Annotated in this window: 15 protein-coding genes; 6 read left to right on the forward strand and 9 right to left on the reverse strand. The window is 63.2% G+C overall.

The features are described from left to right. The first annotated feature begins 76 nt into the window (after window positions 1–76). The gene (locus tag AC6H1L_RS06075; RefSeq protein WP_497600638.1) at window positions 77–1,312 is read left to right on the forward strand and encodes a potassium/proton antiporter; all 1,236 of its coding nucleotides are present in this window, start codon (window positions 77–79) and stop codon (window positions 1,310–1,312) included. Window positions 1,313–1,383: 71 nt separating this feature from the next. Here AC6H1L_RS06075 and AC6H1L_RS06080 read toward each other — a convergent pair whose 3' ends face one another. The 6 genes from AC6H1L_RS06080 to AC6H1L_RS06105 all read right to left on the reverse strand — a co-directional run bounded on the left by AC6H1L_RS06080 (window position 1,384) and on the right by AC6H1L_RS06105 (window position 5,980). Next, window positions 1,384–1,596 carry a hypothetical protein gene (locus AC6H1L_RS06080; protein WP_497600639.1) on the reverse strand — a complete coding sequence of 71 codons (213 nt, stop codon included), beginning with the start codon at window positions 1,594–1,596 and terminating at the stop codon, window positions 1,384–1,386. Continuing rightward, on the reverse strand, window positions 1,580–1,831 hold the full coding sequence (locus AC6H1L_RS06085; protein ID WP_497600640.1) for a hypothetical protein: 252 nt from the start codon (window positions 1,829–1,831) through the stop codon (window positions 1,580–1,582). The genes AC6H1L_RS06080 and AC6H1L_RS06085 overlap by 17 nt, the downstream gene beginning before the upstream one ends. Before the next feature lie 280 nt (window positions 1,832–2,111). Further along, complete coding sequence (locus AC6H1L_RS06090; protein ID WP_497600641.1) at window positions 2,112–2,927, reverse strand: hypothetical protein; 816 nt, start codon at window positions 2,925–2,927, stop codon at window positions 2,112–2,114. Between the two features lie 371 nt (window positions 2,928–3,298). Next, a complete protein-coding gene (locus AC6H1L_RS06095; RefSeq protein ID WP_497600642.1) occupies window positions 3,299–4,075 on the reverse strand; it encodes a ferric reductase-like transmembrane domain-containing protein in 777 nt (258 codons plus the stop codon). Between the two features lie 92 nt (window positions 4,076–4,167). After that, window positions 4,168–5,166, reverse strand: a complete 999-nt coding sequence (locus AC6H1L_RS06100; RefSeq protein ID WP_497600643.1) for an FAD:protein FMN transferase — start codon at window positions 5,164–5,166, stop codon at window positions 4,168–4,170. A 19-nt stretch (window positions 5,167–5,185) separates the two neighbouring features. Next, window positions 5,186–5,980 (reverse strand): hypothetical protein, encoded by a 795-nt coding sequence (locus AC6H1L_RS06105; RefSeq protein ID WP_497600644.1) that lies wholly within the window; start codon window positions 5,978–5,980, stop codon window positions 5,186–5,188. A gap of 348 nt (window positions 5,981–6,328) precedes the next feature. Here AC6H1L_RS06105 and AC6H1L_RS06110 point away from each other — a divergent pair, with 348 nt between their 5' ends. Beyond that, window positions 6,329–6,451: a hypothetical protein gene (locus AC6H1L_RS06110; protein WP_497600645.1), complete on the forward strand. Its 123-nt coding sequence runs from the start codon at window positions 6,329–6,331 to the stop codon at window positions 6,449–6,451. 136 nt (window positions 6,452–6,587) lie between these two features. Here AC6H1L_RS06110 and AC6H1L_RS06115 read toward each other — a convergent pair whose 3' ends face one another. The 3 genes from AC6H1L_RS06115 to AC6H1L_RS06125 all read right to left on the reverse strand — a co-directional run bounded on the left by AC6H1L_RS06115 (window position 6,588) and on the right by AC6H1L_RS06125 (window position 11,942). Then, the gene (locus AC6H1L_RS06115) at window positions 6,588–8,048 is read right to left on the reverse strand and encodes a pectate lyase family protein (protein ID WP_497600646.1); all 1,461 of its coding nucleotides are present in this window, start codon (window positions 8,046–8,048) and stop codon (window positions 6,588–6,590) included. A 511-nt stretch (window positions 8,049–8,559) separates the two neighbouring features. After that, window positions 8,560–10,989, reverse strand: a complete 2,430-nt coding sequence (locus AC6H1L_RS06120) for a glycosyltransferase family 39 protein (protein ID WP_497600647.1) — start codon at window positions 10,987–10,989, stop codon at window positions 8,560–8,562. Continuing rightward, on the reverse strand, window positions 10,986–11,942 hold the full coding sequence (locus AC6H1L_RS06125; RefSeq protein WP_497600648.1) for a GtrA family protein: 957 nt from the start codon (window positions 11,940–11,942) through the stop codon (window positions 10,986–10,988). The genes AC6H1L_RS06120 and AC6H1L_RS06125 overlap by 4 nt, the downstream gene beginning before the upstream one ends. Before the next feature lie 495 nt (window positions 11,943–12,437). On the opposite strand from AC6H1L_RS06125, the gene AC6H1L_RS06130 reads away from it, so the two are divergent. From AC6H1L_RS06130 to AC6H1L_RS06145, 4 genes are all read left to right on the forward strand, one after another. Next, complete coding sequence (locus AC6H1L_RS06130) at window positions 12,438–16,052, forward strand: helicase-related protein (RefSeq protein ID WP_497600649.1); 3,615 nt, start codon at window positions 12,438–12,440, stop codon at window positions 16,050–16,052. A gap of 66 nt (window positions 16,053–16,118) precedes the next feature. After that, window positions 16,119–19,220 (forward strand): DUF1156 domain-containing protein, encoded by a 3,102-nt coding sequence (locus tag AC6H1L_RS06135; protein ID WP_497600650.1) that lies wholly within the window; start codon window positions 16,119–16,121, stop codon window positions 19,218–19,220. Between the two features lie 141 nt (window positions 19,221–19,361). Continuing rightward, the gene (locus AC6H1L_RS06140; RefSeq protein ID WP_497600651.1) at window positions 19,362–22,754 is read left to right on the forward strand and encodes a DUF499 family protein; all 3,393 of its coding nucleotides are present in this window, start codon (window positions 19,362–19,364) and stop codon (window positions 22,752–22,754) included. Window positions 22,755–23,142: 388 nt separating this feature from the next. Beyond that, window positions 23,143–25,140: a protein kinase domain-containing protein gene (locus tag AC6H1L_RS06145; RefSeq protein ID WP_497600652.1), complete on the forward strand. Its 1,998-nt coding sequence runs from the start codon at window positions 23,143–23,145 to the stop codon at window positions 25,138–25,140. The last annotated feature ends 53 nt before the right edge of the window (window positions 25,141–25,193 follow it).

Genomic DNA, 25,193 nt, shown 5'->3' on the forward strand with positions numbered 1-25,193 from the left:
AAAAAGAGATAGGCAGGTAGCATGGTCGTCTTGTCTCCAGGCGGCAGGATGGCCAGCATGGCTATGGGAGAAGTCGATGCATTTTGAGAATGAGCTGCTCATTGCCTCATTACTGCTGCTGCTGAGCATCGCGGCCTGGAAAATTGCTGGCAGGCTGGGAATTCCGGCCTTGCTACTCTTTCTGGGCCTGGGGATGCTGGCCGGCTCGGATGGCCCCGGTGGGATCTATTTTGACGATGCCCAGCTCGCCCAGTCGGTGGGGATCGTGGCCCTCATCCTCATTCTGTTCGCCGGGGGATTGGAGACGCGCTGGTCGGTGGTGCGTCCCGCTCTCGGCGGCGCTTTACTGCTCTCGACGCTCGGAGTTCTGCTAAGCGCAGTCGTAGTGGCCTTCTTTGCGGTCTGGCTGCTCCACGCCTCGCTTCTGGAAGGCCTCTTGCTAGGTGCCTTGATCTCGGCCACCGACGCGGCTGCGGTTTTCAGTGTGCTGGCCGCGCGCAATTTGCGTCTGAGCGGCCAGTTGCTCCCTCTGTTAGAGCTGGAGTCGGGCACGAATGATCCTATGGCGGTCTTTTTGACACTGGGCCTGATCCGTCTGCTGAGCGAGCCAGCGACTTCGCCCTTGAGCATCCTTCTGCTCTTTGTCCAGCAAATGGGCATCGGCCTGGTGTTGGGACTGGGGCTTGGCTGGCTGGCGATCTGGCTGATTGGGCGGCTGCACCTGGACGTGGAGGGTCTCTATCGGGTGCTGACGATTGCTCTGGCGCTCTTTACCTACGCGGTTACGGCTCTCCTAGGCGGCAGCGGCTTCCTGGCGGTTTATTTGGTGGGGCTGCTGCTGGGCAATAGCCAGGTGGAGGGCATTGAGCGCATCGGGCGCTTTCACGATAGTCTGGCCTGGCTGATGCAGATCGCCATGTTTCTCATCCTGGGTCTGCTGGTCTTCCCGTCGCGTTTACCGGCAGTGGCCCTTGCGGGTGCACTGATTACGCTGGTGAGCGTTTTCGTGGCGCGCCCGATAGCAGTCTTGCTAGCACTGTTGCCTTTGCGGCGTATGCCGCTGCGGGAGAAGCTCTTTGTAGCCTGGGTTGGCCTGCGCGGCGCGGTGCCGATTGTGCTGGCCACCTTCCCTCTGCTAGCCGGGCTGCCGCGGGCGGAGTTGCTTTTCGATCTGGTCTTCTTTGTCGTGTTGGCCTCAGTGCTGCTGCAGGGGACAACGGTCCCGCTGGTGGCGCGCTGGCTGGGTGTGGCCAGACCGGCTCTGGTCCCAGCCTCCGGCTCTCCCGAGGCCTCGCCCTCAGCGCCGGACTAGCTGGCTCTCGCTGGTTCTCTGGCAGCGACTGCTCTCTCCATCTATCCTATCCAAGACCAATAGCTGCTCACTCAGGCTCGGTCAAGGGCGGCTCTGAACTCTTCTTCGGTCAGGGGCCAGCTCAGCTTGACGCCCTGTTCAGTGAAGGGAGTGATCAGGCCATTGTGGAGACGAAAGCGACCGCTGGGGCCGCCGACAACCAGGTAGTGGCCGGGACGAAATGGGCGCAGGAAGAGGACGGCCTCGTCGCCGATCTGGAAGAGCGGATCATCCTGGACGGACATTTGTTCTCCATTGAGAAGGCCGCCGGTCTGGTGGATGATCGATCAGTTCGCTCCCCTGTCCATCTCCTTGCAGCAGGTATTGTGGATTGTAGAGAAGGCGGCTGATTCGGAAACGGAAGTCGGTGAAGGGGATGTCATCTTCGACGCTCCGCGCGTCAATGGCGATCACCGTTCCCTCGACCGCCAGGGCAGAGGCCCGTTTCAGGCTGCCCAGATCCTGGTGGAATTCGCCCATGAGACCGCCAGGTGTCCTGAGCCTTGCTCACTGCCTGCTGGAACACCGCTCCCAGCGCAAGCGTTGAGGAGCAGCAGACCGGTCACCAGCAGAATACAGGTGAGGCCGCGCGCCCTGGCAGCACTTCCTCTGTTGACAGGCATGCCTTGCTCCTTCCTTAGCCGCCTGTAATTGCTGGCCTTGAGTGAACCCTTCCAGAAGAAGGACGCTGGTCGGATGGCCAAAGTTCCCATGAAGGTCCGTCCAATGGCGAACAGGGAGCGCGACTGGCTAGAGAGGATTATGGTCCGGCTGGCCCGCGCCGTTGTGGCAGGAACCAGATAGTGAGGATGGCACCAAGCAGGCAGGCCAGGCCGCCAAGGGTCAGGGTCCAGGTAAGGGAGTCGGGGACGCTGGTGTTGGCAAGATAGTAGGAGCAGAAAAGGAGCAGCAGGACCAGGGTGAGCCAGAGACCAAGGCGGTCACGGACGTCGAGGGTGGGGGGGCCACCGACGGTACTTAGATAGCCGCAGAAGAGGGCCACCAGGCCACGTGGCAGGCCGATGAGCTGCCCAAGGCCCACAAGGAGAGAGAGGGCCACCAGCAGCGCCGTGGTCTGCAGGATGACCCGCGTGATGACCAGGCGCCCGTTATCTTCGAGGCTTGGGAGACGCCAGATGAGCAGGATAGCCGGGATGCCGAGAAGGAGGCTCACAAGTGGGGGCTGCCACCAGCGCGCTAGCAGGTCAGCCAGCATAACCATGACGAGAACGGTCACCAGGGATAAGGCCCTGAAGCTGCCCGCGCCACCAGCCTGGGGCCTGGTGGCCGAGGCCCAGCGGCTGAGCAGCAGAAAGGCCAGCGGACAGCCAAAAAGAGGCCAGACCTGGGCAACAAGGGCAGTCTGCAGAGCCGCCAGATAGAAGGCTACCGTGATGAGCAGGGCAACAATATAGGAGCCAAGCGGGGCGCTGGTCCCGACAAGCTGAATGCACAGCGCGAGGACGAGAAAGCAAGTGACTTGCAGGGCGCTGTCGAGGGCGAGTCTGGGAACACGTGGGCTGAGGTAGGCTGACAAGAGAATCAGGCCGCTGCTGACAGGAATGACCAGCAGCATGAGACTGGCTAGCAGGCGTAAGCCTCGCTGTTCATCTCTCTCTCTGGTGGTTCTCGCCGGATCGGACTGCATCGCCTGGCTCGTCTTCCGTCCCCCGCCGAGGAAGATGCTCGGCTCATGGCTCAACAGGATTCGCGCCTGATCTCCTTACCAGGGAGTGTAGCAGCGGGTGGCGACGCTGTCAACATTGTTCTTTCTTAGCTTATTTATAAGGAATAGGGAGAGCAGGAACCCGGCCAGACAAGGGCGGCGCAGGCCTGCATCCGCCTTTGCCCGGGCCAGAGAAGGGGCCGATAGCAGGATCTGGCCCCTGAGCCTGGTCAGTGTTATAGGAGAGGCTCGCCCGCTCGCTCCACAGCGTTGGCTGATTTTCAGCGGCGCAATGGCTGCGATGGGGACGGGGACGGCTGCGAGCTGGACCATGAGCGCGAGGCAGGCGCCAGCCCGGATCGTCCGCTGCTCTGTGCGGGGAGCGACAGGCCGCTGCGGGGCCCCAGTGCTCCCGGCCCGGGGAATTGCACAGGCATGGCTCTCGCCGCCGGGTGCTCCGTCTCGGCTGGAGGTGCCTGGACCTGTAGACGCGCCTGAACTTGCTTGCGCTCTTGACTGGCCCGACGCGCGAAGGCGATCCGTCGCCAGAGCAGCCAGCCCACAGCCCACAGGCTGCCACCGTAGAGGGCCAGCGCCCACCAACTTTGCGTATCGCTTCCGCTGCCCAGTCCGTGCAGAGTAGCCAGCCCGAAGAGCACCAGCGTGAGCAGGTGCAGTCGGCGCCACCAGCGATAGCCGATATGGGGCCGCAGCAAGGTGCTGATGCCAATGGCAATGCCCAGGTAGAGCGCACAGATGCCCAGCGCCATCCAGATGGGTCGATAGTGGCTGGCCAGAGGGATCAGGACCTCGTTCCAGCCGAAATGCGTAAAGGGATCTATCCACACGGCCAGGACGTGGAGGCCGACAAAGATGGTTGCCAGCAATGTCAGAAAGTTGTGGAGTTCATTGTTGATCAGTCGCGGCCAGCGCGCCGGCGATTGCAGTTGCGCCGAGAGCGCCAGCCCGGCGCAGACCGCCAGAGTCAGCAAGAGGTAGGCCGTCAAGCCCCCCGCCCGCGCTACATTCCAGGTCACACTTTGCCAGATCGTTTCCATAGACGCTCTCTTCCTTTGAGGAAAGGCTCTTTCTCTTACTTACTTACCAGTTACTCAGTGGTTGAGCGACAGCAATCTTATACAGACACCACTTAGCTTTTTGATGGCCGCCCTTCTTCTGGCATTGATTGGCTCGCTCTCTCCTCCCACCAGGCGGTCATCAGATGCGTTGGCCAGGGGGCAACGCTCTGCCAGCGGCCATCTTCGTAGACCAGGAGGCCAGCGAGGCCGTAGCGACGTAAGAAGGCCGGTCCCTCATCGGGACCTAGAATAAAGGCTACTTTGGCGGCGACTTCGGCCTGCTCACAGCGATCGGCAACGACGGTCACCGACCACAGGCCGTTTGCCACAGGCAGACCGGTACGCGGGTCAAGCAAGTGATGGCGCAAAGTGCCAGCCTGCCACCAGTGCCGGCGCGCGATGCCCGAGGTTGCCATCGCGCCGCGACGCAGGGGAATGGTCCAGCCGCCCTGGCGTCCAGGCACAGCAATAGCCCAGTGCTCGCCATCGGGCGGCAAGCCAGCCACAGCCAGATCGCCACCGGCATTGACCAGAGCTGGCGTTATGCCCCTTCGGCGTAAGGCGCCCAGGGCGGTATCGACGGCCATGCCTTTGGCAATGCCACCAAAGTCGAGTTGCACCCCGACTGGCAGGCGCACGCGGCGCATCACCGGATCAACCTCGATGCGCCGCCAGGCTCCGCCGGGCAGATGCCCGCTCTCAGGCGGCTGCTGCGCACGGCTGTCTTTTCCAGAACAGGCCGCTTTACCCGCTTGCTCCAGGAGTTCAAAGCTGCGATCGTAGCCGAGCTGCTGGAGCTGGGGTAAGAGCGTCGGGTCGTAGAGGCCGGCACTGGCGGCAGCAGCTTCTAAGGCGCGCGTTAGCACAACATAGAGCAGCTCGCTCACCTCCACCCACTGGCCGGCACTGCGATTGAGACGGGCCAGCTCGCTCTGGGGGCGGAAGCGGCTCAGGATCGCCTCCCAGCGGCTAAAGAGGTCAGTGATCAGCTCCCCACCACGCTCACCGTGCTCAGCGGGCAGTAAGTAGCTGACGGTTGTCCCCATCGCCTGGAAGCTGCCGCGCACCATTCCCGGCGGAGTCAGGTACTCAGGAGACGCCGCTGCTGCTGTGCCCCTGTCCTCCGAAAGTTGGCTGGTTACCAAAGTTATCTCCTCCTTGCTGGTTGAAGAAGCCATTATTCTCTTGAGATGAGCTACTGCCCGTCGAGCTAGAAGATGATGAAGACGCGCCCGACGATGACGAGCTGGCACCAGCGCCGCTGCCATTGGAGCTGGACGACGACGAAGAAGAGCTATTCCCGCTGGCAGGCGCGCTGACGTGCGAGCCAGAGGACGACGACGAGGTCGAAGTGGTGCTCTGGCCAGTCGTGGCGCTGGCACTGGCCTGCTGGAAAGCGACCAGGCCGCTGAAGGTGCCAAAGCCTGCAACAGCGAGCGCTACCGCCCAGCGCTTCAGACGACGCGCCAGGCGCTGCGCCTGCTCCTTGGGCATGCCAGGCTGCTTCTTCTTCTGATTCGGGCGCCCTGCCGCGCCGGCTGGTGTGGCGGTCGAGCCTGCAGACCCGGTCGAACGCGGCTTAAGCTTTTCGGCCCCTGGTCCACTCTGGGCCGCGAACGGTCGCTGCCAGGGGCCGTCTGCCGCCGGCATGGGAACCGTTTCCCAGCCTGTTCGCTGGTTGCCTCCAGAGCTGTAGGGCGGATAGGCATAGGGGGCATAGGGTGTATAAGGTGGCTGCTCCCCACGCGCATAGGCAGGGAAGGGATAGGCAGCGTTGTAGCTTCCATAGGATCGGTAGGAGCCAGAAGCCCCATAGTTGCCAGAGGGGCCGCCGGCGTTGCCAGGGCCCGCGGCAGTATTTCGCTCTCTTGTCTCATCGTGCATGGTTTCACCTCTCGTGTGTAGAGCGCCTCGCGAAAGCTGAGCATCAGACTGACTAGACAATCCCTAGCTTATCAGGTCTTTCTTGAGCTTCTATTGGACAGAGATGAGAAGGCTCTCACCAAGGCGCTCAGAGCTGGCCCGTCAAGTATCGACCGCCCTCGCCTGTCAGTGCCTTACCTTCCTGCACTCTCTCGCTAGCTCACCTTTAGCTATGCCACGCCCCGATGAGAGTTGCATTGGATCTTGATGAGAAATTTCTCATGTCTTTCCAAGACAAGAGAAGGGGAGTGAGGGGAAGCGACGGGGAGTCAGGAGCAGGAGTCTTCTGCCGCCAGGTAGGAGCAAGCGATGATCAAACAAACAAAGACCGGACCCACGGTCCACGCCGGCCCGGGGGCCAGCTCCGCCGGCGTGACCAATCCCGCGACAGATTGCGAGCTGCGAAAGGCTGACCATCCTGGCCTGTGCTGACTGCTGCTGACGATGCCTGACGGTTCAGCAGCAATGCCGCAGGAAGGCAGACCAGGTACCAGGTAGGCCACGTGCCTCAGCGACCTGATCCGGGAGTCAGGCCGGCAGAGGCAGCTAAGCGCTCTGGCCTCTCTGGCTAGGCCAGGCTGCAGCTAACGCCGTTGACGCTAAAGGACGTCGGGTTCATATTGGCTGTTGTCCAGGTACCATTGAAGCCGGGCGCCGGGTTGACGCTCGCACCGGGTGCCACGCTGCCATTATAGGAAGCGTTGGTCACCGTCACCGTGCTGCCCGACTGGCTGAAAGTTCCGTTCCACCCCTGGGTCACCGTCTGCCCGGACGGGAAGGTGAAAGTTAGACGCCACCCGTTCCAGGCCGACGAACCTGTATTCGTGATCGTCAGGCTGGCCGTGAAGCCGCCCGGCCACTGGGCCGTCACCGCATAGCTCACCCGGCAGCCCGTACCAGCGGAAGCCGTAGGGGTTGGTGTCGGGGTGCTTGTGGCAGCCGCCGTTGGCGTTGGCGTGGGAGTGCGCGTCGCGTTCGCTGTTGGCGTCGGGGTTGGCGTCGCCCCGCCGCTGGAGCCGTTGCCGCTCACGATGCCCACCCCAGAATAGGTCGTCACCTCGTTGATGACGTCGCTGGTCGCATCAAGCGTGTAATTGTAAGGGGCCGAGGTAAAGGTACCGACCTGGGTGATATCAACCGTCGCGCCGCCATAGTCGTTGCCGCGCGCGTTGGCGAAGCCATCTTCGGGACTATCGCCGGTCGTCGTCAGGGCGACATTGACATTGCGGAAGACGTTGTTTTCAACCAGCACCTGGGCACCCATGCGCGAATGGATGGCGCTATCATCTACGTTCTGGTAGTAGTTGTTGTAGATGTGGCCGGTGCCAAAGCGCAGGCTGGGCAGGCGCGAATTGACGCTATAGAACCAGTTGTGATGATAGGTCACATGGAGATGGCCTGTGTCCTCCGAGGCATTCGAGTCGGAGTGGCCCACCAGCGAGACCTTGTAGTGGTCGTGCAGGCGGTTCCAGGAGACCGTGATGTAATCAGCAGCGTGGGTGATATCGATCAGGCCATCGTAGTAGTCTTTACCGTGGTTCATGTCTGAGAAGAGGTTATTGTGATCTACCCAGACATGTTGCGAGTGCTCGATATGGATAGCATCCCCGCTGGTGTTGCCGTCGGCGCGCACAAAAGAGATGCTCAAGTTGCGAATGATCACGTTGCTGACATCCTTGAGCGAGAGGCTAATGCCAACCAGCGAGGCCGTGGAACCCACGCCAATGATGCTGGTGTTGGAACCAACATCGACATCGGTGTCGCCCGTGATCGTGCCGCTGACGTAGACGATCTTGGGCGAGGAACCCTTGACGGCGTTCTGCAGAGCAGACAGCGTGCTGACGGTGGTCACGCTACCGCCGGCGCCGCCAGTGGTGCCGGCTCCATAGCCAACAAGCTGATCAACGGGAGCCGCCGCCGCCGTGTGTGTCCCCAAGAGCACGGGTACGAGGGCTAGCCCGCCTCCCACGAAGACGAGCAGCGTCAGGACAATTACCCACAATAGCTTCCTGCTTCCGATTCGCTTCATGCGCTCATTCCTCCTTGATGCTTCGATCGAGGGTCCTCCTCTCGTGGCTGCAGCACAGGACGCTATCAGGGTCGTTCGTTCTTGAGAATGAGCACCGCGGTTACTTCAAGCAATGAGGCTCTCGCCCTTGTGCTACAGCATAGATCATATCAAATGTGCAGTTTCACAATACCAGATCATGGGGTTAGCGTCAAGATTCTGGCCACTTCTCCTGCTCAAACGGGGGATCTTGACACAGACGTTTATCATGTGAAACCAGTTCCCAGCTTGTTTCATTGACCAAAGCTCATCTATTGCCAGCATATACCAGAAAGTACCATTGGTCATCATGGCGAGCGGGGCCAGCCAGCGAAGCAGAGCGGGCCAGCCCTCCGTAGATGAGCAGAGGAGCTGGCCCGCCCGCTGGAACAAGGTAGGACAGGACAGGTGCAAGGGGAGACGAGACGAGCGCCGGCCGCTCCTCGTGAGGTGCGGGAGGGCCGGGCGCCGCCTCGCTGGCTATCTGCTCTCTTTAGCTCCCGGTGTACTCGTAGAGCTGAGCGCCGCCGACGCCACCGAAGCCGCCGACGCCGCTGCTAGTGCTGGAGGACTGCCAGGCGCTGCTTGGCACTTGCTTGCAGTGCTGGACAATCCAGTTAATCAGCTCGCTTTGGCTACCACCGCCGAAGCCGCGCCCGTTACCATTGATCAGGAAGAAGCGCACCTGGCCGCTCTTAACGAGCTGGGCCAGCTTGGCCGGCGTCAGAATGGGATCGCTGCCGGAGAAGCCGCCCATCGCCATGACCGGCTGATTGGTAGCTAGAATGATCGATTCAGCCTCGTTCGAACTCATGACGGCTACCAGGTACTTGGCACCGTTGCGATGAGCCTCCAGGTAGTTGATGAGGGCTGTATTGACGGTAATCCCTTCGCCCCCGGCGCCGTTAGGACGCTGGCCGTTCTGCCCATCGGTAGCCCTCGCGAAGTTTTCAATGTAGGAGCGGAAACGCTCAGCGGCGTCGCCAGTACCAGGACCGCGGAAGGTGACGACGCCACCGGTTCCCATGCCGCCAAACTGGTTGCCCGGGCCGGCTGTTGGGAGACTGGCCGCTTCGCCACGCAGGACGGGAATGAAGGACCAGACCGCCGGCGTGAGCTGCAGCGCGATGAGTGCCACGACCAGGGCAGGCACCAGCACTTGTGCCCGCTCGCGCAGGAAGGGCACGAGACGCGCCATGAAGAGGATGAGGGCCGCCAGGGCGCAGGGGACAGCGATCAAGGGAATGAGCCAGGTGCCCCAGGCCGGATTGCTGGTGATAATATGCAGTTGCTCTAGCGCTGTCAAGAGCAGGGCCAGCGGTAGGAGCCAGCCGCGCCAGCCACGACGACGATAGTCGCGCCACATGACCACGACGCCGATACCGAAGAGGGCGGCGACCGCCGGGGCCATCGTGGTCAGGTAGTACTGATGGAAGAAGCCCGCCACCGAGAAGAAAACGGCTGTGGTCAGCAGCCAGACGCCCCAGAGGACTAGCCCTTGCTGTTCGGGGTCACCCCGGAAGCGTGGGCGCCGCTGCCAGGCGACGGCGAGGATTCCCAGCAGAGCGAGGGGCAGGAGCCAGACGATCTGTCCGCCCAGTGGCTCGTTGAAGAGGCGGAAGGGGCCGGGTGTGCCGGTACCGAACATGCCGCCGCCGGCGTTGCCTCCTCCGTTGGGAGTACCTTGCATGCCTTCAGGCGGCTGCCCAGGATTGCCAGTCACACTGCTGTTACTGGCGCTGCCGGTGCTGTTGGTCGTACCGGTGCCGCTGCCGTTAGCAGCACCGTTGTTCGCGCCGCTACCGGGCGCCGCCCCTTCAGGCGGCGTGCCGCTACCGCTGCCCGGCATGGGTGCCGCTCCTGTGCTTGTGGACGGTTGCTCGCCCGGCTGGAAGTAGCTGCTTGGGGGCGGCGTGGCCGTACCGTTAGGGCTGCCCGCGTTGTTGGTGCCGCTGCGATTGGATGCGTTACTAGTGCTGGAGCTACCGCTGTTAATGCGCTCAAAGCTGGGGAAATTGCTATTGCCGCGAGCGCCAGGGCCGAAGCCGAAGCGACCCAGGAGGCGTTCGATGCCGTTGTAGCCCAGGGCCAGGCTGATCTCCGAGTTGTCCTGGCTGGAGCCGACGTACGGACGGGCAGAGGCCGGGGTCAGGTCGACGGCCAGGGCCCAGGAGAAAGAGACGGCTAGCATGAGCACGGTGGCGAGGGCCAGATGGCCGATGCGCACCAGGAGGCGCCGCGGAGCGGCCAGCAGATAGAGCAGGCCGTAGGCCGGTACGACCAGGTAGGCTTCGAGCATCTTGATGTTGAAGCCCAGACCAAGGAAGAGGGCGCACAGCAGCAGCCAGCGCAGCTTTCCCGTCTCAGCGGTTCGCATGACGGCCCAGGCGCCGAGCAGCATGACGAATACGAGCGTGCTATCAATGGTGTTGTTGCGGTTGGTGACGACACTGATCGGGCTGATGGCCAGGGCCAGGGCCGCTAGCAGGCCGGCGGTGGTACCGAAGTGCCGCCGCACAAGGTAGTAGAGCAGCAGGACGGAGAGGACGCCCGCCAGGGCCTGGGGAAACAGAACGCTGAAGGGTGTGAAGCCGAAGATTTTGGCGCTGGCAACCTGCAGCCAGAAGCCAAGGGGCGGCTTGTCAATGGTGACGAAGCCGCCGGGATCGAAGGAGACGAAAAAGAAGTTATGCCAGTTATCAAGCATGCTGCGCACGCCAGCGGCGTAGTAGAGATTGCCAAAGCCGTTGACGCCGAGCTGATAGAAGTTGAGAAAGACAGAGAGCAGGGCAATGGCCGCCAGGGCGAGGCGGCGCCAGAGCGGCGGCCAGTCCCGCGCTGTGGTTGGCATTGGGGCCGTATCGGGGGCCACAGGTTGTTCGATCTCCGGCAGAGCCGGAGTCGGGGTCGGTGTTCCCATCATAGCGTTTCGGGTCCTTTCCACGTCCACAGGATATGGTCTGCGTGCGGTGTTGGTGTTGGCGTTGTCCTGGCAGTGGAACCGTCGTTGGCAGGGGGCTGGTAGTGGTGGCCCTTGCCTGGCAACGGTTCCCATTGAGAGCAACGCGCTTGCTGGTGGCAAAGATGCGCCCTCGCGACGCTTTGGTCAGGGCGACGCTGGACGAAGACCCAGAGCCGCAAGCCAAGGTAGGAGATGAGGGCTGTGCCGCCAATGGCGATGATTTTGGCGGCGTTGGTCCACAGGGTCGGGTTGATCAGGACGTGTTCCAGAGCCAGGCCCGCCAGCCAGAGGATGGCGCTGCTCCACAGGCTGCCACTCAGGGTGATGAGGGCGAAGCGCACGAGTTCACCGCCGTTGATCGGTTCGCGGGTGCCAAAGGTCCAGTATTTGTTAAGAATGAAGCTGTTGATGGCCCCGGCACAGTAGGCGGCAATGTTGCAGGCCAGGAGCAGCGGTGTGCTTTTGACGTCTAGTAGCCAGACCAGCGCATTGAGTACCAGGATGTCGATGAGGGTGTTGAGGCCACCGGTGATGGCAAAGCGCAGGAGCTGGCCGATGTTCCAGCTTCGGCGGCGCCGTTGACCTCTATGGCTGGTGGCTGGCTCGGGCTGATCCGCCTGGGCCGGGCTGGCGATGGGTGCTTCTTCTGGGTCGAGCGGCCCGAGGGCCAGCGAGATGGCGGCTCCCGGCTGCGTTTGGATCAGCCGGTAGAGTCGCGTGGGTCGTAGGGGGCGCGGTGAGCGCAGAGATTGGCCTGACTGGTATGGAGCGCTGCGCCCGCTCTGGCTGCTGACGCGCTCTACGACGGGTGCCAGGTCTGTGCGTGTTCCGGGTTGTGCTGACCTGTATTTGTCGATCGGGGTTGACGCTGCTTCGGTGGCCGGCTCGTTGGCTGGCCGTTCTAGCAAGATCAAAGTCTCTCTCCTCTTTTTGCTGGTTCTTCTCTTCGTTGTGTGTCTATCCGAGCTTCTTCTTGTGATCTATGGTCTATTGCGTTGGTGCTGTCTTCGCGTGTTGCTTCGTTGCTGAGCTTCGGCCAGCCATCGCCCGGTCGCGGTCCCCACGCGTGGGAGACCCGCCCGCCAATGGCTGGCTGGCTGCTGACAGGCTGGCCACCCGCCCGGGTCTCTCTGTACTGGCCCGGTACGCTCCGGCGCCGGAATGGATGAGCCTGGCGCCCGTCCCCAGGGCCTGCCCGTCGCCTTTAGCATAGGGGCCTTTTTTTGAAAAAAGATTGGAGAAAGATGAGAGTTTTCTCATGAAAGGGGAGAAAAGCGCCAGCTCCGAGCCAGGCCCGCTCTGCCGGCTGTCTAGAGAAAGACAGGCTTGCCGCCCTTGATCTATGGAGGGCAATCCAGTACAATTGGATACGGGTAAAATGAGCTTGACGTCCGGGAAGGAGCAGCTTTGTGAGCGGTTCGGGCCGCGGTTCTTGGGAGCAGCCAGTTTTTCCCCCCTCTGAATGGCGGCGGCTGCGGCGCTGGGTGGAAGAGGAGTGGCCACGCCTGCTGGCTTCCCGTCCTGATCTTGTGCAACGATTGCAGGAAGGTTCGCTCTTCAGGTTACCGCCTGAACTGCGCGAGCATTTGATTGAGTTAGTGGGACCTGTCCCCTCCCCAAAGGTCCTAGCCCCTGTTGGTTCCTCCCCCGAGTTGAAGGGCTTACCTCATTTCGATGCTGATCCGCTGGTAGTGCGCACAGTGGCGGAGGGTGAGCGTCTCTCTTATGCCTATTTATTTAATCCTACTTTTGCGTCCGAGGTGGCGCTGATCGAGCCTCTGCCCCACCAGCGAATTGCTGTTTATGAGCATCTGTTGCCGCAGCCGCGACTGCGCTTTCTGCTGGCTGACGATGCGGGCGCTGGGAAGACGATCATGACCGGCCTCTATATCCGCGAGATGCTCAGCCGCCGACTGATTACGCGTGTGCTGATTGTGCCGCCGGCGGGTCTGGTCGGCAACTGGAAACACGAGCTGCAGCGGCTTTTCAATTTGCCGTTCCGCATTGTGGCGGGCAGCGAGGCGCAGGGGAGCAATCCGTTTGTGGGGCCGGCGAGCAACCTGCTGATTGTCAGCATGGATACGCTGGCGGGCGAGCGTCTTTTTCGGCGCCTGCAGGAGGAGGCGGTTGAGCCGTACGATCTGGTGGTCTTTGATGAGGCCCATAAGCTAAGCGCGAGTTTCGATAGCGATGGGCGCCTGCGGGCGACGGATCGCTATCGCCTGGCGGAGGCGCTGGCCGGCATTCCGACGGATGACGCGCGCTGGTCGTTGTCGTGGAGCTGCCATCATCTGCTCTTGCTCACGGCGACGCCGCATATGGGAAAGCCCGATCCCTACTATTGTCTCTGGCGCCTGCTGGAGCCGGAGCTGCTCTCAACAATGCAAGCCTTCGAGCAGTTCCCGGCGGAGGAGCGTCGGCGCCATTTTTTGCGGCGCGTGAAAGAGGAGCTGGTAACGCTCGATGGGCACGCGCTCTATCCGCCGCGCATTGCAACGACGCTGCGCTACGAGTTGAGTCCGCAGGAGCAGGCGCTGTATGAGGCGACGACGGAGTATATTCGCACGACATATAACCGGGCGAGCCTGCTGAACCGCCAGGCGGCGCGGCTGGCGATGAGCGTTTTTCAGCGCCGGCTGGTCAGCTCGACGTATGCACTGCTGCGCTCGCTAGAGCGGCGGCGGAGGCGGCTCGATGAGGTGATCGAGCGGGTGCGCCGGCGAGAGCTGCCGCCCGGGCGCTTGCGCCAGTTGGCGCAGGCAGCCTTGTCTGAGCTGAGCGATCCTCTGGAGACGAAGAGCGCCGATGAAGAGGAGAGTGTAGGGGGCCAGGAGGAGCATGAGCGGGTCGAGGAGGAGATTCTACGGACGGTGCTGGCCTCGTCGCTGCAGGAGCTGGAGGCGGAACGCGCGCAGGTGGTCGAGCTGCTGGATCAGGCCCGCCGGGTCTATGAGCAGGGGGTAGAGGCGAAGTTTGAGAAGCTGCGCGAGGTGCTGCGTGATCCGCGCTTTGCTGGCGAGAAGCTGATTATTTTTACGGAGCACCGTGATACGCTGGAGTTTTTACAGCGTCGTCTGGAGGCGCTGGGTTTTACGGGCCAGTTGGCGGTGATTCACGGCGGGATGAGCTACGAGGAGCGTGAGGAGGCGGTGGCGTTTTTCCGCAGGCCGCTGGCTGAGGGCGGGGCGCGCTATTTGTTGGCGACGGATGCGGCAGGCGAGGGTGTCAATTTGCAGGTGGCCTGGCTGCTGGTGAACTACGATCTGCCCTGGAATCCTGCCCGCCTGGAGCAGCGCATGGGGCGCATTCACCGCTATGGCCAGCGGCATGACTCGGTCTATATTGTCAATCTGGTGGCGGGCAATACGCGCGAGGGCCGCGTGATGGAGCGCCTGCTAGAGAAGCTGGAGGCGATCCGCCAGGAGCTGGGAAGTGATAAGGTTTTTGATGTGATCGGGCGCCTGCTGGAAGGGGTCTCGTTGCGCGAGTATATGGAGCGGGTGATCTTGGGGCCAGCAGAGACGACGGAGGAGATCAGGCGGCACCTGGATGAGTCGCTGACGGCGGAGCGGGTGCGGGCTGAGCAGGCGGAGGAGCGCCGGCGCTATGGGTTGGGCGAGGGGACCGAGGGGGCGGGTGCGGATACGATCAGGCGGGAACTGCCGCGCCTGCGCGCGGAGTTGGAGCGGGAGCGCTATCGCCGGTTGTTGCCGGGCTATGTGCGGGCTTTTGTGGAGCGGGCGGCGCCGTTGCTCGGGCTGCAGGTTGAGGACTACGGCGATGGGTTGTTTGGGCTGCGCGAGCGGACGGCGGGGGCCCTGGAACAACTGGCGCCGGCGCTGGAGCATTATCCGCCTTCCTGTCGCAGGCGCCTGACGGTCGATCCGACGCGCGCGGGTGAGCAGGCGATCTTTCTCTATCCGGGGGAGCCGGTCTTTGATCGGCTGCATCATCTGATTTGGGCCCGCTACGGGGAGGAGGCCGAGCGCGGGGCGATCTTTATCGATCCAACGGCGCGGCGTCCGTATGTCTTCTCTTTGCTACGCCTGGTGGTGCAGCGCGAGGCCGATGCAAACTTGCGGGCCTTGCAGCGGCCCGAGTTGGTGCGGGTAGTGCTGGTTGGGCTGCGCCAGGAGGAGGATGGGACGCTGAGCGAGTGCCCGGCGGAGCAGTTGCTGCTCTTGCGCGAGGGGAGCGGGGACGAGGAGCAGAAGGAGCGGGCGCGCCAGGTGCTGCGGGCCTGGGCGCCACGCTGGTCGCAGCGGATGGAAGACCTGGCGGCCTTTGTGCGGGAGACGGTCGGGAGGCGCCTGGTCGAGGAGCACCGCGCGGCTCTCTCGCAGACGTTGGAGGAGCGAGAGGTGTTTCTGAAGCGCGCGTTTACGTATCAGGAGGGCGAGTTAGCCGAGCGGCGGCGGCGCCTCTATGAGAAGGCTCAGGCCGGCGATCTCCGGGCGAAGGGCGAGTTGACGCGGGTGAAAGCCTTGCAGCAGTCGCTGCAAAAGCGGCGGACGGAGGCCCTGGCGACGCTGAGCCGTGAGCCGGAGCTGTTAGGCTTGGGAGAGGTGACGCTGCTGGCGCAGGCTCTGGTTCTGCCGTCGGTAGATCCCGAGGATGAGCGGCGCTATGCCACGATGGCGGAAGAGATCGCGATGCGGGTGGCTCGGGCTTATGAGGAGGCGCACGGGGCAAAGGTGTGGGATGTGTCGACGCCGGAAAAGGCGCGCGCTGCCGGCCTGGATGCCTGGCCGGGCTTTGATTTGCTCTCGCGCTATCCTTCGGGGGAAGAGCGTGCGATCGAGGTGAAGGGGCGCGTTGGGATCGGCCCCATCGAGATGACGGAAAACGAGTATCAGCGCGCGCAGAATTTGCGTGAGCAGTACTGGCTCTACTGCGTCTTTGAATGCGAGAAACAGGCGCCGGTCCTGCGACGCGTGCAGAATCCACATGCGAAGCTGATAGCCTATCCGAAGGGGGGCGTGTTCTTCTCGCCCGCGGATATTCAACGCGCTTCTGAGGATTGATCTCTTTTTTCTCTCCCTGTCCGTTTTTATTTCTTTCTTTTTCTATCTCATGTGAGGATTTTTGCTATGCCTGGTGATGAGCTGCCTCGCCGCCTGATTGAGGTTGATTTTCCACTGAAACAGGCGTCGCTGGATGCGGTGCATGAAAAGAATGTGCGCCACGGGCATCTGTCGACGCTGCATATCTGGCCGGCGCGCCGTCCGCTGGCGGCCTGCCGGGCGGCGCTGCTGACGGCTTTGCTGCCGGCTCCCGAGACGGAAGGGCAGCGGCGCCAGTTGCTGCAGCGGATCGGGGGGCGCGTGATAGATCCGGTGCGCCGCCGGCGCGCTCCTGGTTCTGAGCGGGCCTCTCTGGAGCATAGGGAGGAGACTGAGGGCGGGGTTTTGCACTGGGGACGCGAGACGGGGGAGGCGCTGGCGGATTTGCGTCAGGAGATAAAGGCGGCTTTCGGCGGACGTGCGCCGCGTGTGCTTGACCCGTTTGCTGGCGGGGGAGCTATTCCGCTGGAAGCTATGCGCCTGGGCTGCGAGGTGACGGCCATCGATCTGAATCCGGTGGCCTGGTTTTTGTTGAAATGTACGCTGGAATATCCGTGGCGCCTGGCCGGCGAGCGGCGCCGGCTGCCCGATTTCGTGCTGGGCTGGCGCTCCTTTATGGAGGCTTATCTGAAGGCCCACGGCTTTAAGGGGAAGACGCTGGAGGCGGCGCTGATGCGTTTGGGGCTGGATGGCCAGGGCGAGGGATCAGGATCGGCGGAGTTGCGCCAGCATGAGCTGACGGGTCTGCAGATCGATGTGAGCCTGGAGGCCGATGCGGCCTGGCATGTGCGCGCCTGGAGTGAGTGGGTGCTGCGGCGGGCACGGGCCGCGCTGGAGCGCTTCTATCCGACGCTGGACGGCAAGGCGACGGTGGCTTATCTGTGGGCGCGAACAATGCGCTGTAAGAATTGCCGGGCGACGGTGCCGCTGCTCAAGACGCGCTGGCTGGCGCGCACGGAGCGCAAGCGGGTGGCGCTGCGGATGAAGCCGAATGCCGAGCGGACGGGGGTGGTCTTCGAGATCTGGCAGGATGTGCCGCCGCCCAGGGGGACGGCCCAGGAACGGCGCGCCTTTGAGCGCCAGGCGGGTGGCGGGACGATGTCGAGTACGGGGGTGACTTGCCCTTGCTGCGGGACGGTGATTAAGATGGAGGATATCCGCTTCGAGGGCAAGGCGGGCCGTCTGGGGACGGTGTTGACGGCGGTGATTGTCGAGGGCGAGCAGGGAAAGGAGTATCGCTTGCCGACAGAGGAAGAGCAGCGCTTGGCCGAGGAGGCGGCTTCTGCTCTGCCGGCTCTGTTCGCCGAGATTCCGTTTGGCCTGCCGGAGGAGCCTTTGCCCAGCAAGGAGACGCTGGGCATCCGCGTTCCTCTCTACGGCTTTGAGCGCTGGCACCAGCTCTTTACGCCGCGTCAGTTGCTGGCCCTGGGGACGTTCGTGCGCGAGACACGCGCGGTGCGCGAGGAGCTGCAGCGCCACGGCTATCCGCCTCACTGGGTGGAGGCCATCAGCGCCTATCTGGCACTGGCGATCGATCGCACTGCAAACTATATGAGTACACTTTGCGTGTGGGAACCAGCAGCGGGAGAGATCAAACAAACCTTCTTGCGCTTCGCCTTACCCATCAGCTGGGACTTTGCTGAAGCTAATCCATTGTCTCCTAATGAGAGATTCTACAATGGAGCCATTGCTAGTATTGCTCAAGTTTTGGGTAATCTGCTGATTGCTACCCCCCAGGCATCTAGACCCATTATCTTGAGACAAAGTGCAACTCAGACAGTATCATTAGATTTTGATCTGATTATTACTGATCCGCCCTACTACGACGCCATCCCCTACGCTGACCTGATGGACTTCTTCTACATCTGGCTGCGGCGCAGCCTGCACGGCCTCAGCTCCGAGATCGACGCCGCCTTTGCCGCGCCGCTGGCCCCCAAATGGGATCACGAGCGCAACGACGGCGAGCTGATCGACGACGCCAGCCGCTTCGGCGGCGACCGCCAGCGCTCGCGAGCCGCCTACGAAGATGGCATGTACCGCGCCTTTCAGGCCTGCTATCGCGCCCTGCGGCCCGATGGGCGCCTGGTCATCGTCTTCGCCCACAAGCAGCCCGACGCCTGGGAAACCCTGGTTTCGGCCCTCATCCGCGCTGGTTTTGTTGTTGTTGCTTCATGGCCAATAGCAACTGAGATGAGAGGGGGAGTCCGCAACTTTGAGCGGGCTTCTCTCTCTTCTTCCATCTGGCTGGTCTGCCAGCGGCGGCCCGAGAGCGCGCGCCCCGGCTGGGACAGGCAAGTTCTCAGCGAGATGCGCCAGCGCATCACCGAGCGCCTGCGCCACTTCTGGGACGTTGGCATCCGCGGCCCCGACTTCATCTGGTCCGCCACCGGGCCGGCCCTGGAGATCTACAGCCGCTACCCCGTCGTCAAAAAGGCCGACCAGCCGGGCCAACTCATGAGCATCAGCGAATTCCTGCGCCACGTCCGGCGCATCGTCGTCGACTTCATGGTCGGGCGTGTCCTCAGCGAGAGCGGCGACAGCATCAGAGAGCTGGACGACGTCACCGCCTACTACCTGCTGCACCGCCACAGCTTCGGCTTCGAGCCGGTGCCCAGCGGCACCTGTATCCTCTACGCCATCTCCTGCGGCCTGAGCGATCGCGACCTCGTGCAGCGCTACGACCTGCTCAGCCGCGGCGCCCCGGCCAGCGCCAGCAATGGCAACGGCAGCGCGCCCAGCGACGATGAGGACGAGGGCGACGAAGAGGCCGGCGAAGAGCCACGCGAGTCCAGTCGCAGCGATCTACGCCTCAAAAGCTGGCAGCAGCGCCGTCAGCCGCACCTGGGACAGAGCGTCAGCGGCAGGGACGACGAGCCGCCCCCCCTCATCGACCAGGTCCATCACCTCATGCACCTGTGGAAGGCCGGCGACGTCCGTCCTGTCAACGACTACCTCGATCGCCAGATGCTCGACCACAAGCCGCTCTTCCGCGCCCTCCTGCAGGCCCTCATCGAGCTGGCTCCCGAGGGCAGCGACGAGCGTTCCCTGTTGGAGAGCATCAGCAACCATCTCACCATGCGCCGAGGCCTGCCGACCTACCGCCTCCCTTTCAGCCAAGACGCGAGCTAAACGGTCTGGCCGACATCGAGGTCACACAAGGAGCAGGTCCCCTCGTTCAAACAAGAGAGAACGGAATCCAGCAATAGCTGAGCGACCGCTAACAGCATAGCAAGAGGAGACCAGACAGGAAGAGAAGGGAGCGAGGAGCCAATGAGCAGCGGCACCCCTCAATGGCGTCCCTGGCACGCCATCGTACGCCTGCGCGACGAACTGAAGAGCGGCGATCTCAGCCTGGCCAGCTTTGCCGCTGACCTCTACGACGTCGTCATGCAACAGGGCCAGGCCCTCTACCGCGAACCGGACGAATTCTTCGCCCTGACCTATCCGACGGCCAACATGCGCCGCCTGGCGCGAGAAGTCGTACGGCGACTGGCCGGGCTGAGCGACCGCGCCGTCTACCAGCTAGAGCTATACTACGGCGGTGGCAAGACCCACACCCTCATCACCCTCTACCATCTGGCCCGCCGGCCCGAACGGCTGCCCAACCTACCCGCCGTCGAGGAATTCCGCGCCAGCATCGGCCTGAACTCCCTGCCGCGGGCGCGCATCGCCGTCCTGGCCTTCGACAAGATTGACCCAGAAAAAGGCCTGGAGATCCCTGGGCCCGGCGGAGAGCGCCGTTGGCTGCGCCATCCCTGGAGTATCCTCGCCTACCAGCTCGCCGGCAGCGAAGGGCTGCGCCTCATCCATTCCGAGGGCCAGGACGCTGAGCGCGAAACCCCTCCGGCGGAGAACCTGCTCACTACCCTGCTCTCCCTGCCAGCGCGCCAGAACAACGCCACCCTTGTCCTCATGGATGAAGTCCTTATCTACGTCCGCGAGAAAGTCGGCCTTGATTCTGTCTGGCGCTGGCGCATCAACGATTTCTTCCAGTACCTGACGCAGGCAGCCAACAAGGTGGCCACCTGTGCCGTCGTCGTCTCCCTCCTCGCCAGTGATCCGCGCAAGAGCGACGCGCTGGGGCGAGAGCTGAGCAACGAGCTACAAGAGATTCTTGGGCGCCAGCGTGAACCGGTCATCCAGCCCGTCGAAAAAGAGGATGTCGCCGAAGTTCTGCGCCGGCGCTTCTTCACCCCGGAATCGATCCGGGCGGGCGACCTCTTTCGCTCCCAGGCCATCTTTGCCGTCAACGGCATCGCCTCGCTCGTTGAGGAAGTTGCGCGCCAACGCCACGAGCTAGAGGAGCGCATCGTTAACAGCTATCCTTTCCATCCCGACCTCATCGACCTCTTTTATGGCAAATGGACTGACCTGCAGAGCTTCCAGGGGACGCGCGGCACCCTGCGCAACTTCGCCCTGGCCCTACGCGACGCCGCGGGCTGGGATGCCTGCCCGCTGGTTTCGGTCAACGCCTTCATCGGCCCGCCCAACAGCAGGGACCTTTCCGAGGTCGCACGCGAGCTAGCCACCACCGCCGAAAACGAGTCGTACGAGGGTCGGCGCCAGGCCTGGAGCGCCATTTTGCAGAGCGAACTGGAGAAGGCGCGTCAGATCCAGCGCGACTTTCCATCTTTGCGCTTCCGCGAGGTCGAGCAGGCGGTTTTTGCCACCTTCCTGCACTCGCAGCCCGTAGGCAGAGACGCCAACCTGCATGAGCTGCTGCGCCTCATCGGCCAGATGGGGCCCGATCGCATCGCCCTGGCAGAGGCTTTGAAGCGCTGGACTGAGCTATCGTGGTTTCTGGATGAGCGCACCTGGAGTGAGAGCCAGCGCTTAGGCGAGGATGGTCAGGAGCTACCGAAGGTCTGGCGCCTGGGGGCCAGGCCCAACCTGCGCCAGATGCACCATGACGCCTGTCAGAACATCAGCCCCGAGGCCATAGAGAGCTACCTGCGTCGCGAGATCGAGGAGTGTCGTTATCTCTACTCGACCAGCGGTGAAAGCCATCCGCCGCGCGTGCACAAGCTACCGCGCGAGCCGCGCGATGTCGAAGACAATGGAGAGCTGCGGATCGTCATTCTGGGGCCAGAAGGCGCCTGCCGTCCCGAGCGTCCTTCAGAGCTGGCGATCCGCTTTCTCAGCGAGAAAAGCGGCCCCGAGGCGCCGCGCGTCTACCGCAACGCCATCATCGTTGTGGCCCCCGACTCGCGCGGACTGAATGGCGCGCGGGATGCCATCCGCAGCTATCTGGGCTGGCTGGACGTTGAGGAGCGGCTCAGGCGTGAGGAGCAGGAGCTAGATAGCACTCGCCAATTGATGTTGGAGCGCGAAAAGCACGAGAGCGAGCAGCTCCTTAAGGAGCTGGTGCGCGAGAGCTACAATGTGGTGATCGCCTTTGGGACAGACAACCAGGTGGAGGCCTTCCAGATCAAGCTATTGCCGGGGCGTCATCTGGTGGCCTCGCTCAAAGCTGATGGGCGGGTGCGCCTCTCCGACCAGCCGATCGCGGCGGAGGCGCTGCTGCCGGAGGGTCCGTACGAGCTATGGCGTCGGGGCGAGAGCGTGCGTCGCTACAAGGATGTGGTGGAGGCCTTTGCTCAGTTCGTGCACCTGCCGCGCATTCTTGATCGTCAGGCGATCAGTCAGACGCTGATCGACGGCTGCCTCAAGGGACAATTTGTTTTTCGCCTGCCGCGGCCTGACCGGAGCTACCGCACCTTCTGGCGGCAGCGTCCCGATGACGCGGCGCTGCAAGATCCGGCGTTAGAGGTCGTCTTGGCGGAGGCGGCCAGTCTGACGGAGCTGGCGCCCGAGCTGTTGGAGCCTGGGGCCTTACCGGAGCTGTGGGATGCTGAGGAGCTATCTCTCAGCCGACTCTATACCTACTTTGCAGGCGGCTACGTTGTGCATGAGCAGCGCGATGGTTACAGTGAGCCGCTGACCATTCCGCAGGCCGCGCCGGCGGTGATCAGGCAAGCGGTGCGCGAGGCGGTGCGGGGGCGACAGCTCTGGTTGCTGAGTGGGCGCAGCAGCTTTTGGGGAGAAGAGGTAGCGGAGGATGTGTTGAGCGAGCAGGCGCGCTTGCGGCGTCCGCCGGCGCCATTGGCGGCCAGCGAGATTCTGCCTGAGCGGCTGCCGGAGGCCTGGCATGGCGAGGAGCAGACGACGGCGCGGGACATTGCCGATGCGCTGGCCCAGCGCGTGGGGGTGCCCTTGCCCTGGCTGACGGTGCGGGCCGTCATTGAGGATGCTTTTCAGCAGCGTCTGTTAGAGCGCAGCAATGACTCAGGTCCCTGGCCGTGCGACTACGCGGGGGCGCGAGCTGTTAAGCTCCTGGTGATCCGGCAGGAGCCGGTGCTGGTGGCTGGCCCGCAGAGCACGCTCATGGGAGCGGCAGGTGTAGGCGCCGTGCGTGAGCCGCCCACAGCTTACGTGCAGCCGCTGCGAGCTGAGGCGATGCTTGAGAGTGGTGAGCTTCAGAGCCTGGCTGAGGTGGTGGGCGAGCTTTTCAAGATCTGTGGGGACTATAATCTTACCTTGCGTATCCAGGTTGGGATCGAGGTTGAGCCGGCCAGCCGTGTCACGGGCGAGGCGTTACAGCGGTTGAATGCGGTACTGGAAGAGGTGGCATCCGGTCTGAAGCTGCGGTCTGCTTTCGCTTGAGCGCGGAACGGCCCTTGTTCTCTCCTTCGCCACCCGCTCCACCGAGTCAGCTCGAAAGAACAGAAGAAGAGTGAGCGCCGGGCGTGATTTCCGGCGCTCACATTGGAGGCCTTTTCTTTTCCTTAGAGGATCTGCGGACAGCTTGCCTCTGTGACAGATTAATGCCTCGTCCTTTCTTGTTCCCACCCTCCAAGCCGAGCCGGTTCCCTACCTGGTCGGTCAGCCCCAGACCGGGCGCGCCGGATGGGCCCGAGCCGCTTGCCTGCTCCATCGCTCTCCGCTATACTAATCATCAGTCATGTGCACTCTCACCATGCCTGAAGGATAGTAGAGAGCAGAGCGGCTTGACTGTTGGGCTGCGCCTATCTGATCCAAAGAGAGGTATTCCATGCAAATGCAGTCGTCCGAGCGCTTCTGCGAGGCCTGTGGAGCAGGCAATCCCTCACAGGCCGGCACCTGCTGGCATTGCCACAAGCCCTTATCCTCTCCCAACGCCTCGCCTCTTTCGCCGCCCGACGCTCTCTTGTTGGCCGGGCGCTACCGGCTGCACCGCCCCCTAGGCCAGGGCGGCATGGGCACCGTCTACCTTGCCCTTGACCAGGATCAGAATGGGCTTCCCGTTGCCCTCAAGCAGATCCACAAAGGCGGCCTCAGCGCCCAACAGCGCGCCGACCTTGAGCTTTCCTTGCAACGCGAGGCCGACCTGCTACGAGAGCTGCACCATCCCAATATTCCCCGGCTCCACGCCTACTGGAGTGAACCCGACTACAGCTATCTCGTGCTGGAATACATCGCTGGAGAGACGCTCGAGCAGTATCTCCAGCGCCGGAGCGGCAAGCCTCTGCCCCTGCGCCAGGTGCTTACCTGGGGCCTGCAGCTCTGCGACGTGCTCGCCTATCTGCATCGGCAAGAGCCGCCCATCATCTACCGTGATCTCAAGCCATCCAATATCATGCTGCGCCAGCAGGACGGACGGCTTTTCCTCATCGACTTTGGCATCGCCCGCCGCTTCCGACCGGGCCAAGCGCGCGATACCACAGCCCTCGGCTCGCTGGGCTTTGCCGCTCCGGAGCAGTACGGCAAAGCGCAAACCACGCCGCGTAGCGACCTCTATAGCCTGGGCGCCCTCTTACACAGCCTGCTGAGCGGCCTCGACCCCAGTGAGCAGCCCCTGCGCTTCGCCCCACTGCGCCAGCTCAATCCGAAGGTGCCAGAAGCCCTGGAGCGGCTTATCGCCACACTGGTCGCCCTTGATCCCCAGGAGCGCCCAGCCTCCGTCGGGGAAGTCCGTCGCCAGCTTATGGCTCTGCTGCAGCGGCCCGGCCCGAGTCAGCCCGAGTCAACGGCGCCCGTAGCGGGAGCCATTGCCCCTGTGGTTCCACCTCCCACCTTGAAGCGCCGCCGGCTTCTGCGCCTCGGTCTTGGGGCGGCCGTAGTTGCCGCCGTCGGCAGCGTCCCGCTCGGAAGGCTGTTCTGGTCGTGGCTCCCCCCCGGCCAGGGAGACAGCGCCCCCCTGGCAGTCCTGCTGCTCGATGCCATTCAGGCCCTGGCCTGGTCTCCCGACGGCAGTCGCATTGCCGCCGGCCAGTGGCCCAGAGAAGACGCGGGAGTTGCCTTTATCTGGAGCGCCAGCCTCAATGAGACGCTGCTCACCTACAATGGTCAGCACGGCGGCGTCCTGTCCGTGGCCTGGTCTCCCAATGGGAATTGGATCGCCTCCGGCAGCAGCGATCACAGCGTCCACATCTGGGACGCCAGCAGCGGCAGCCTTTTCACCGCCTACCAAGGCCATCGCGATAGCGTGCCAGCGGTCGCCTGGTCTCCCGATGGCCATCTCATCGCCTCGGGAAGCTTCGATCGCACTGTTCAGATCTGGGAAGCTTTGAGCGGGCAGAGCCAGCTCACATACAGCATGCCTCAAGGTCGAGTCTACTCGCTCGCCTGGTCCTCCGACGGCAGCCGCATCGCCTCGGGATCGCTGGAAGGCGCGGTGCTGGTCTGGAAGGCCGCCACCGGTCAGACCCTTTGGAGCTGCCCCATCACGCTTGTCAATCCGGTTCTCTCCTGGTCGCCCGATGGGAGCCGGCTGGCCATCGGGGGCGATAACGGGCAGGTTCTGCTCTGGGATAGCGCCACGGCTACTCTGCTGAGAAGCTACAAGGGACATAACGGGCCTGTTTACTGTGTGGCCTGGGCCCCGAATGGCCGCTGGATCGCCTCGGGCGGCGCGGACAACCTCCAGATCTGGGATGCCCAGACCGGGCGCCGGCTGCGCAGCTACCCACACGAAAGCGAAGGTGTTCGGGCGCTGGCCTGGTCGCCCGATAGTCAGCGCATCGTCATGGCCGGGACCCAGATCGTGAAACTCTGGCAGGTCGGTCTCTGACCCCAGCAGCCTGGCTCACTCCCGTGGGGCGCCCGCCAGACGGCCCCCGTGCC

The sequence above is a fragment of the Thermogemmatispora argillosa genome, from assembly GCF_059696725.1.

Bases quoted from the DNA above. Each gene is read 5' to 3' on its own strand.
- AC6H1L_RS06075 (WP_497600638.1), top strand. From the start codon at position 77: ATGCATTTTGAGAATGAGCTGCTCATTGCCTCATTACTGCTGCTGCTG.
- AC6H1L_RS06110 (WP_497600645.1), top strand. From the start codon at position 6,329: ATGATCAAACAAACAAAGACCGGACCCACGGTCCACGCCGGCCCGGGG.
- AC6H1L_RS06095 (WP_497600642.1), bottom strand. From the start codon at position 4,075: ATGGAAACGATCTGGCAAAGTGTGACCTGGAATGTAGCGCGGGCGGGG.
- AC6H1L_RS06120 (WP_497600647.1), bottom strand. From the start codon at position 10,989: ATGATGGGAACACCGACCCCGACTCCGGCTCTGCCGGAGATCGAACAA.
- AC6H1L_RS06135 (WP_497600650.1), top strand. From the start codon at position 16,119: ATGCCTGGTGATGAGCTGCCTCGCCGCCTGATTGAGGTTGATTTTCCA.
- AC6H1L_RS06100 (WP_497600643.1), bottom strand. From the start codon at position 5,166: ATGGTGCGCGGCAGCTTCCAGGCGATGGGGACAACCGTCAGCTACTTA.
- AC6H1L_RS06085 (WP_497600640.1), bottom strand. From the start codon at position 1,831: ATGGGCGAATTCCACCAGGATCTGGGCAGCCTGAAACGGGCCTCTGCC.
- AC6H1L_RS06140 (WP_497600651.1), top strand. From the start codon at position 19,362: ATGAGCAGCGGCACCCCTCAATGGCGTCCCTGGCACGCCATCGTACGC.
- AC6H1L_RS06145 (WP_497600652.1), top strand. From the start codon at position 23,143: ATGCAAATGCAGTCGTCCGAGCGCTTCTGCGAGGCCTGTGGAGCAGGC.
- AC6H1L_RS06090 (WP_497600641.1), bottom strand. From the start codon at position 2,927: ATGCTGCTGGTCATTCCTGTCAGCAGCGGCCTGATTCTCTTGTCAGCC.
- AC6H1L_RS06115 (WP_497600646.1), bottom strand. From the start codon at position 8,048: ATGAAGCGAATCGGAAGCAGGAAGCTATTGTGGGTAATTGTCCTGACG.
- AC6H1L_RS06080 (WP_497600639.1), bottom strand. From the start codon at position 1,596: ATGTCCGTCCAGGATGATCCGCTCTTCCAGATCGGCGACGAGGCCGTC.
- AC6H1L_RS06105 (WP_497600644.1), bottom strand. From the start codon at position 5,980: ATGCACGATGAGACAAGAGAGCGAAATACTGCCGCGGGCCCTGGCAAC.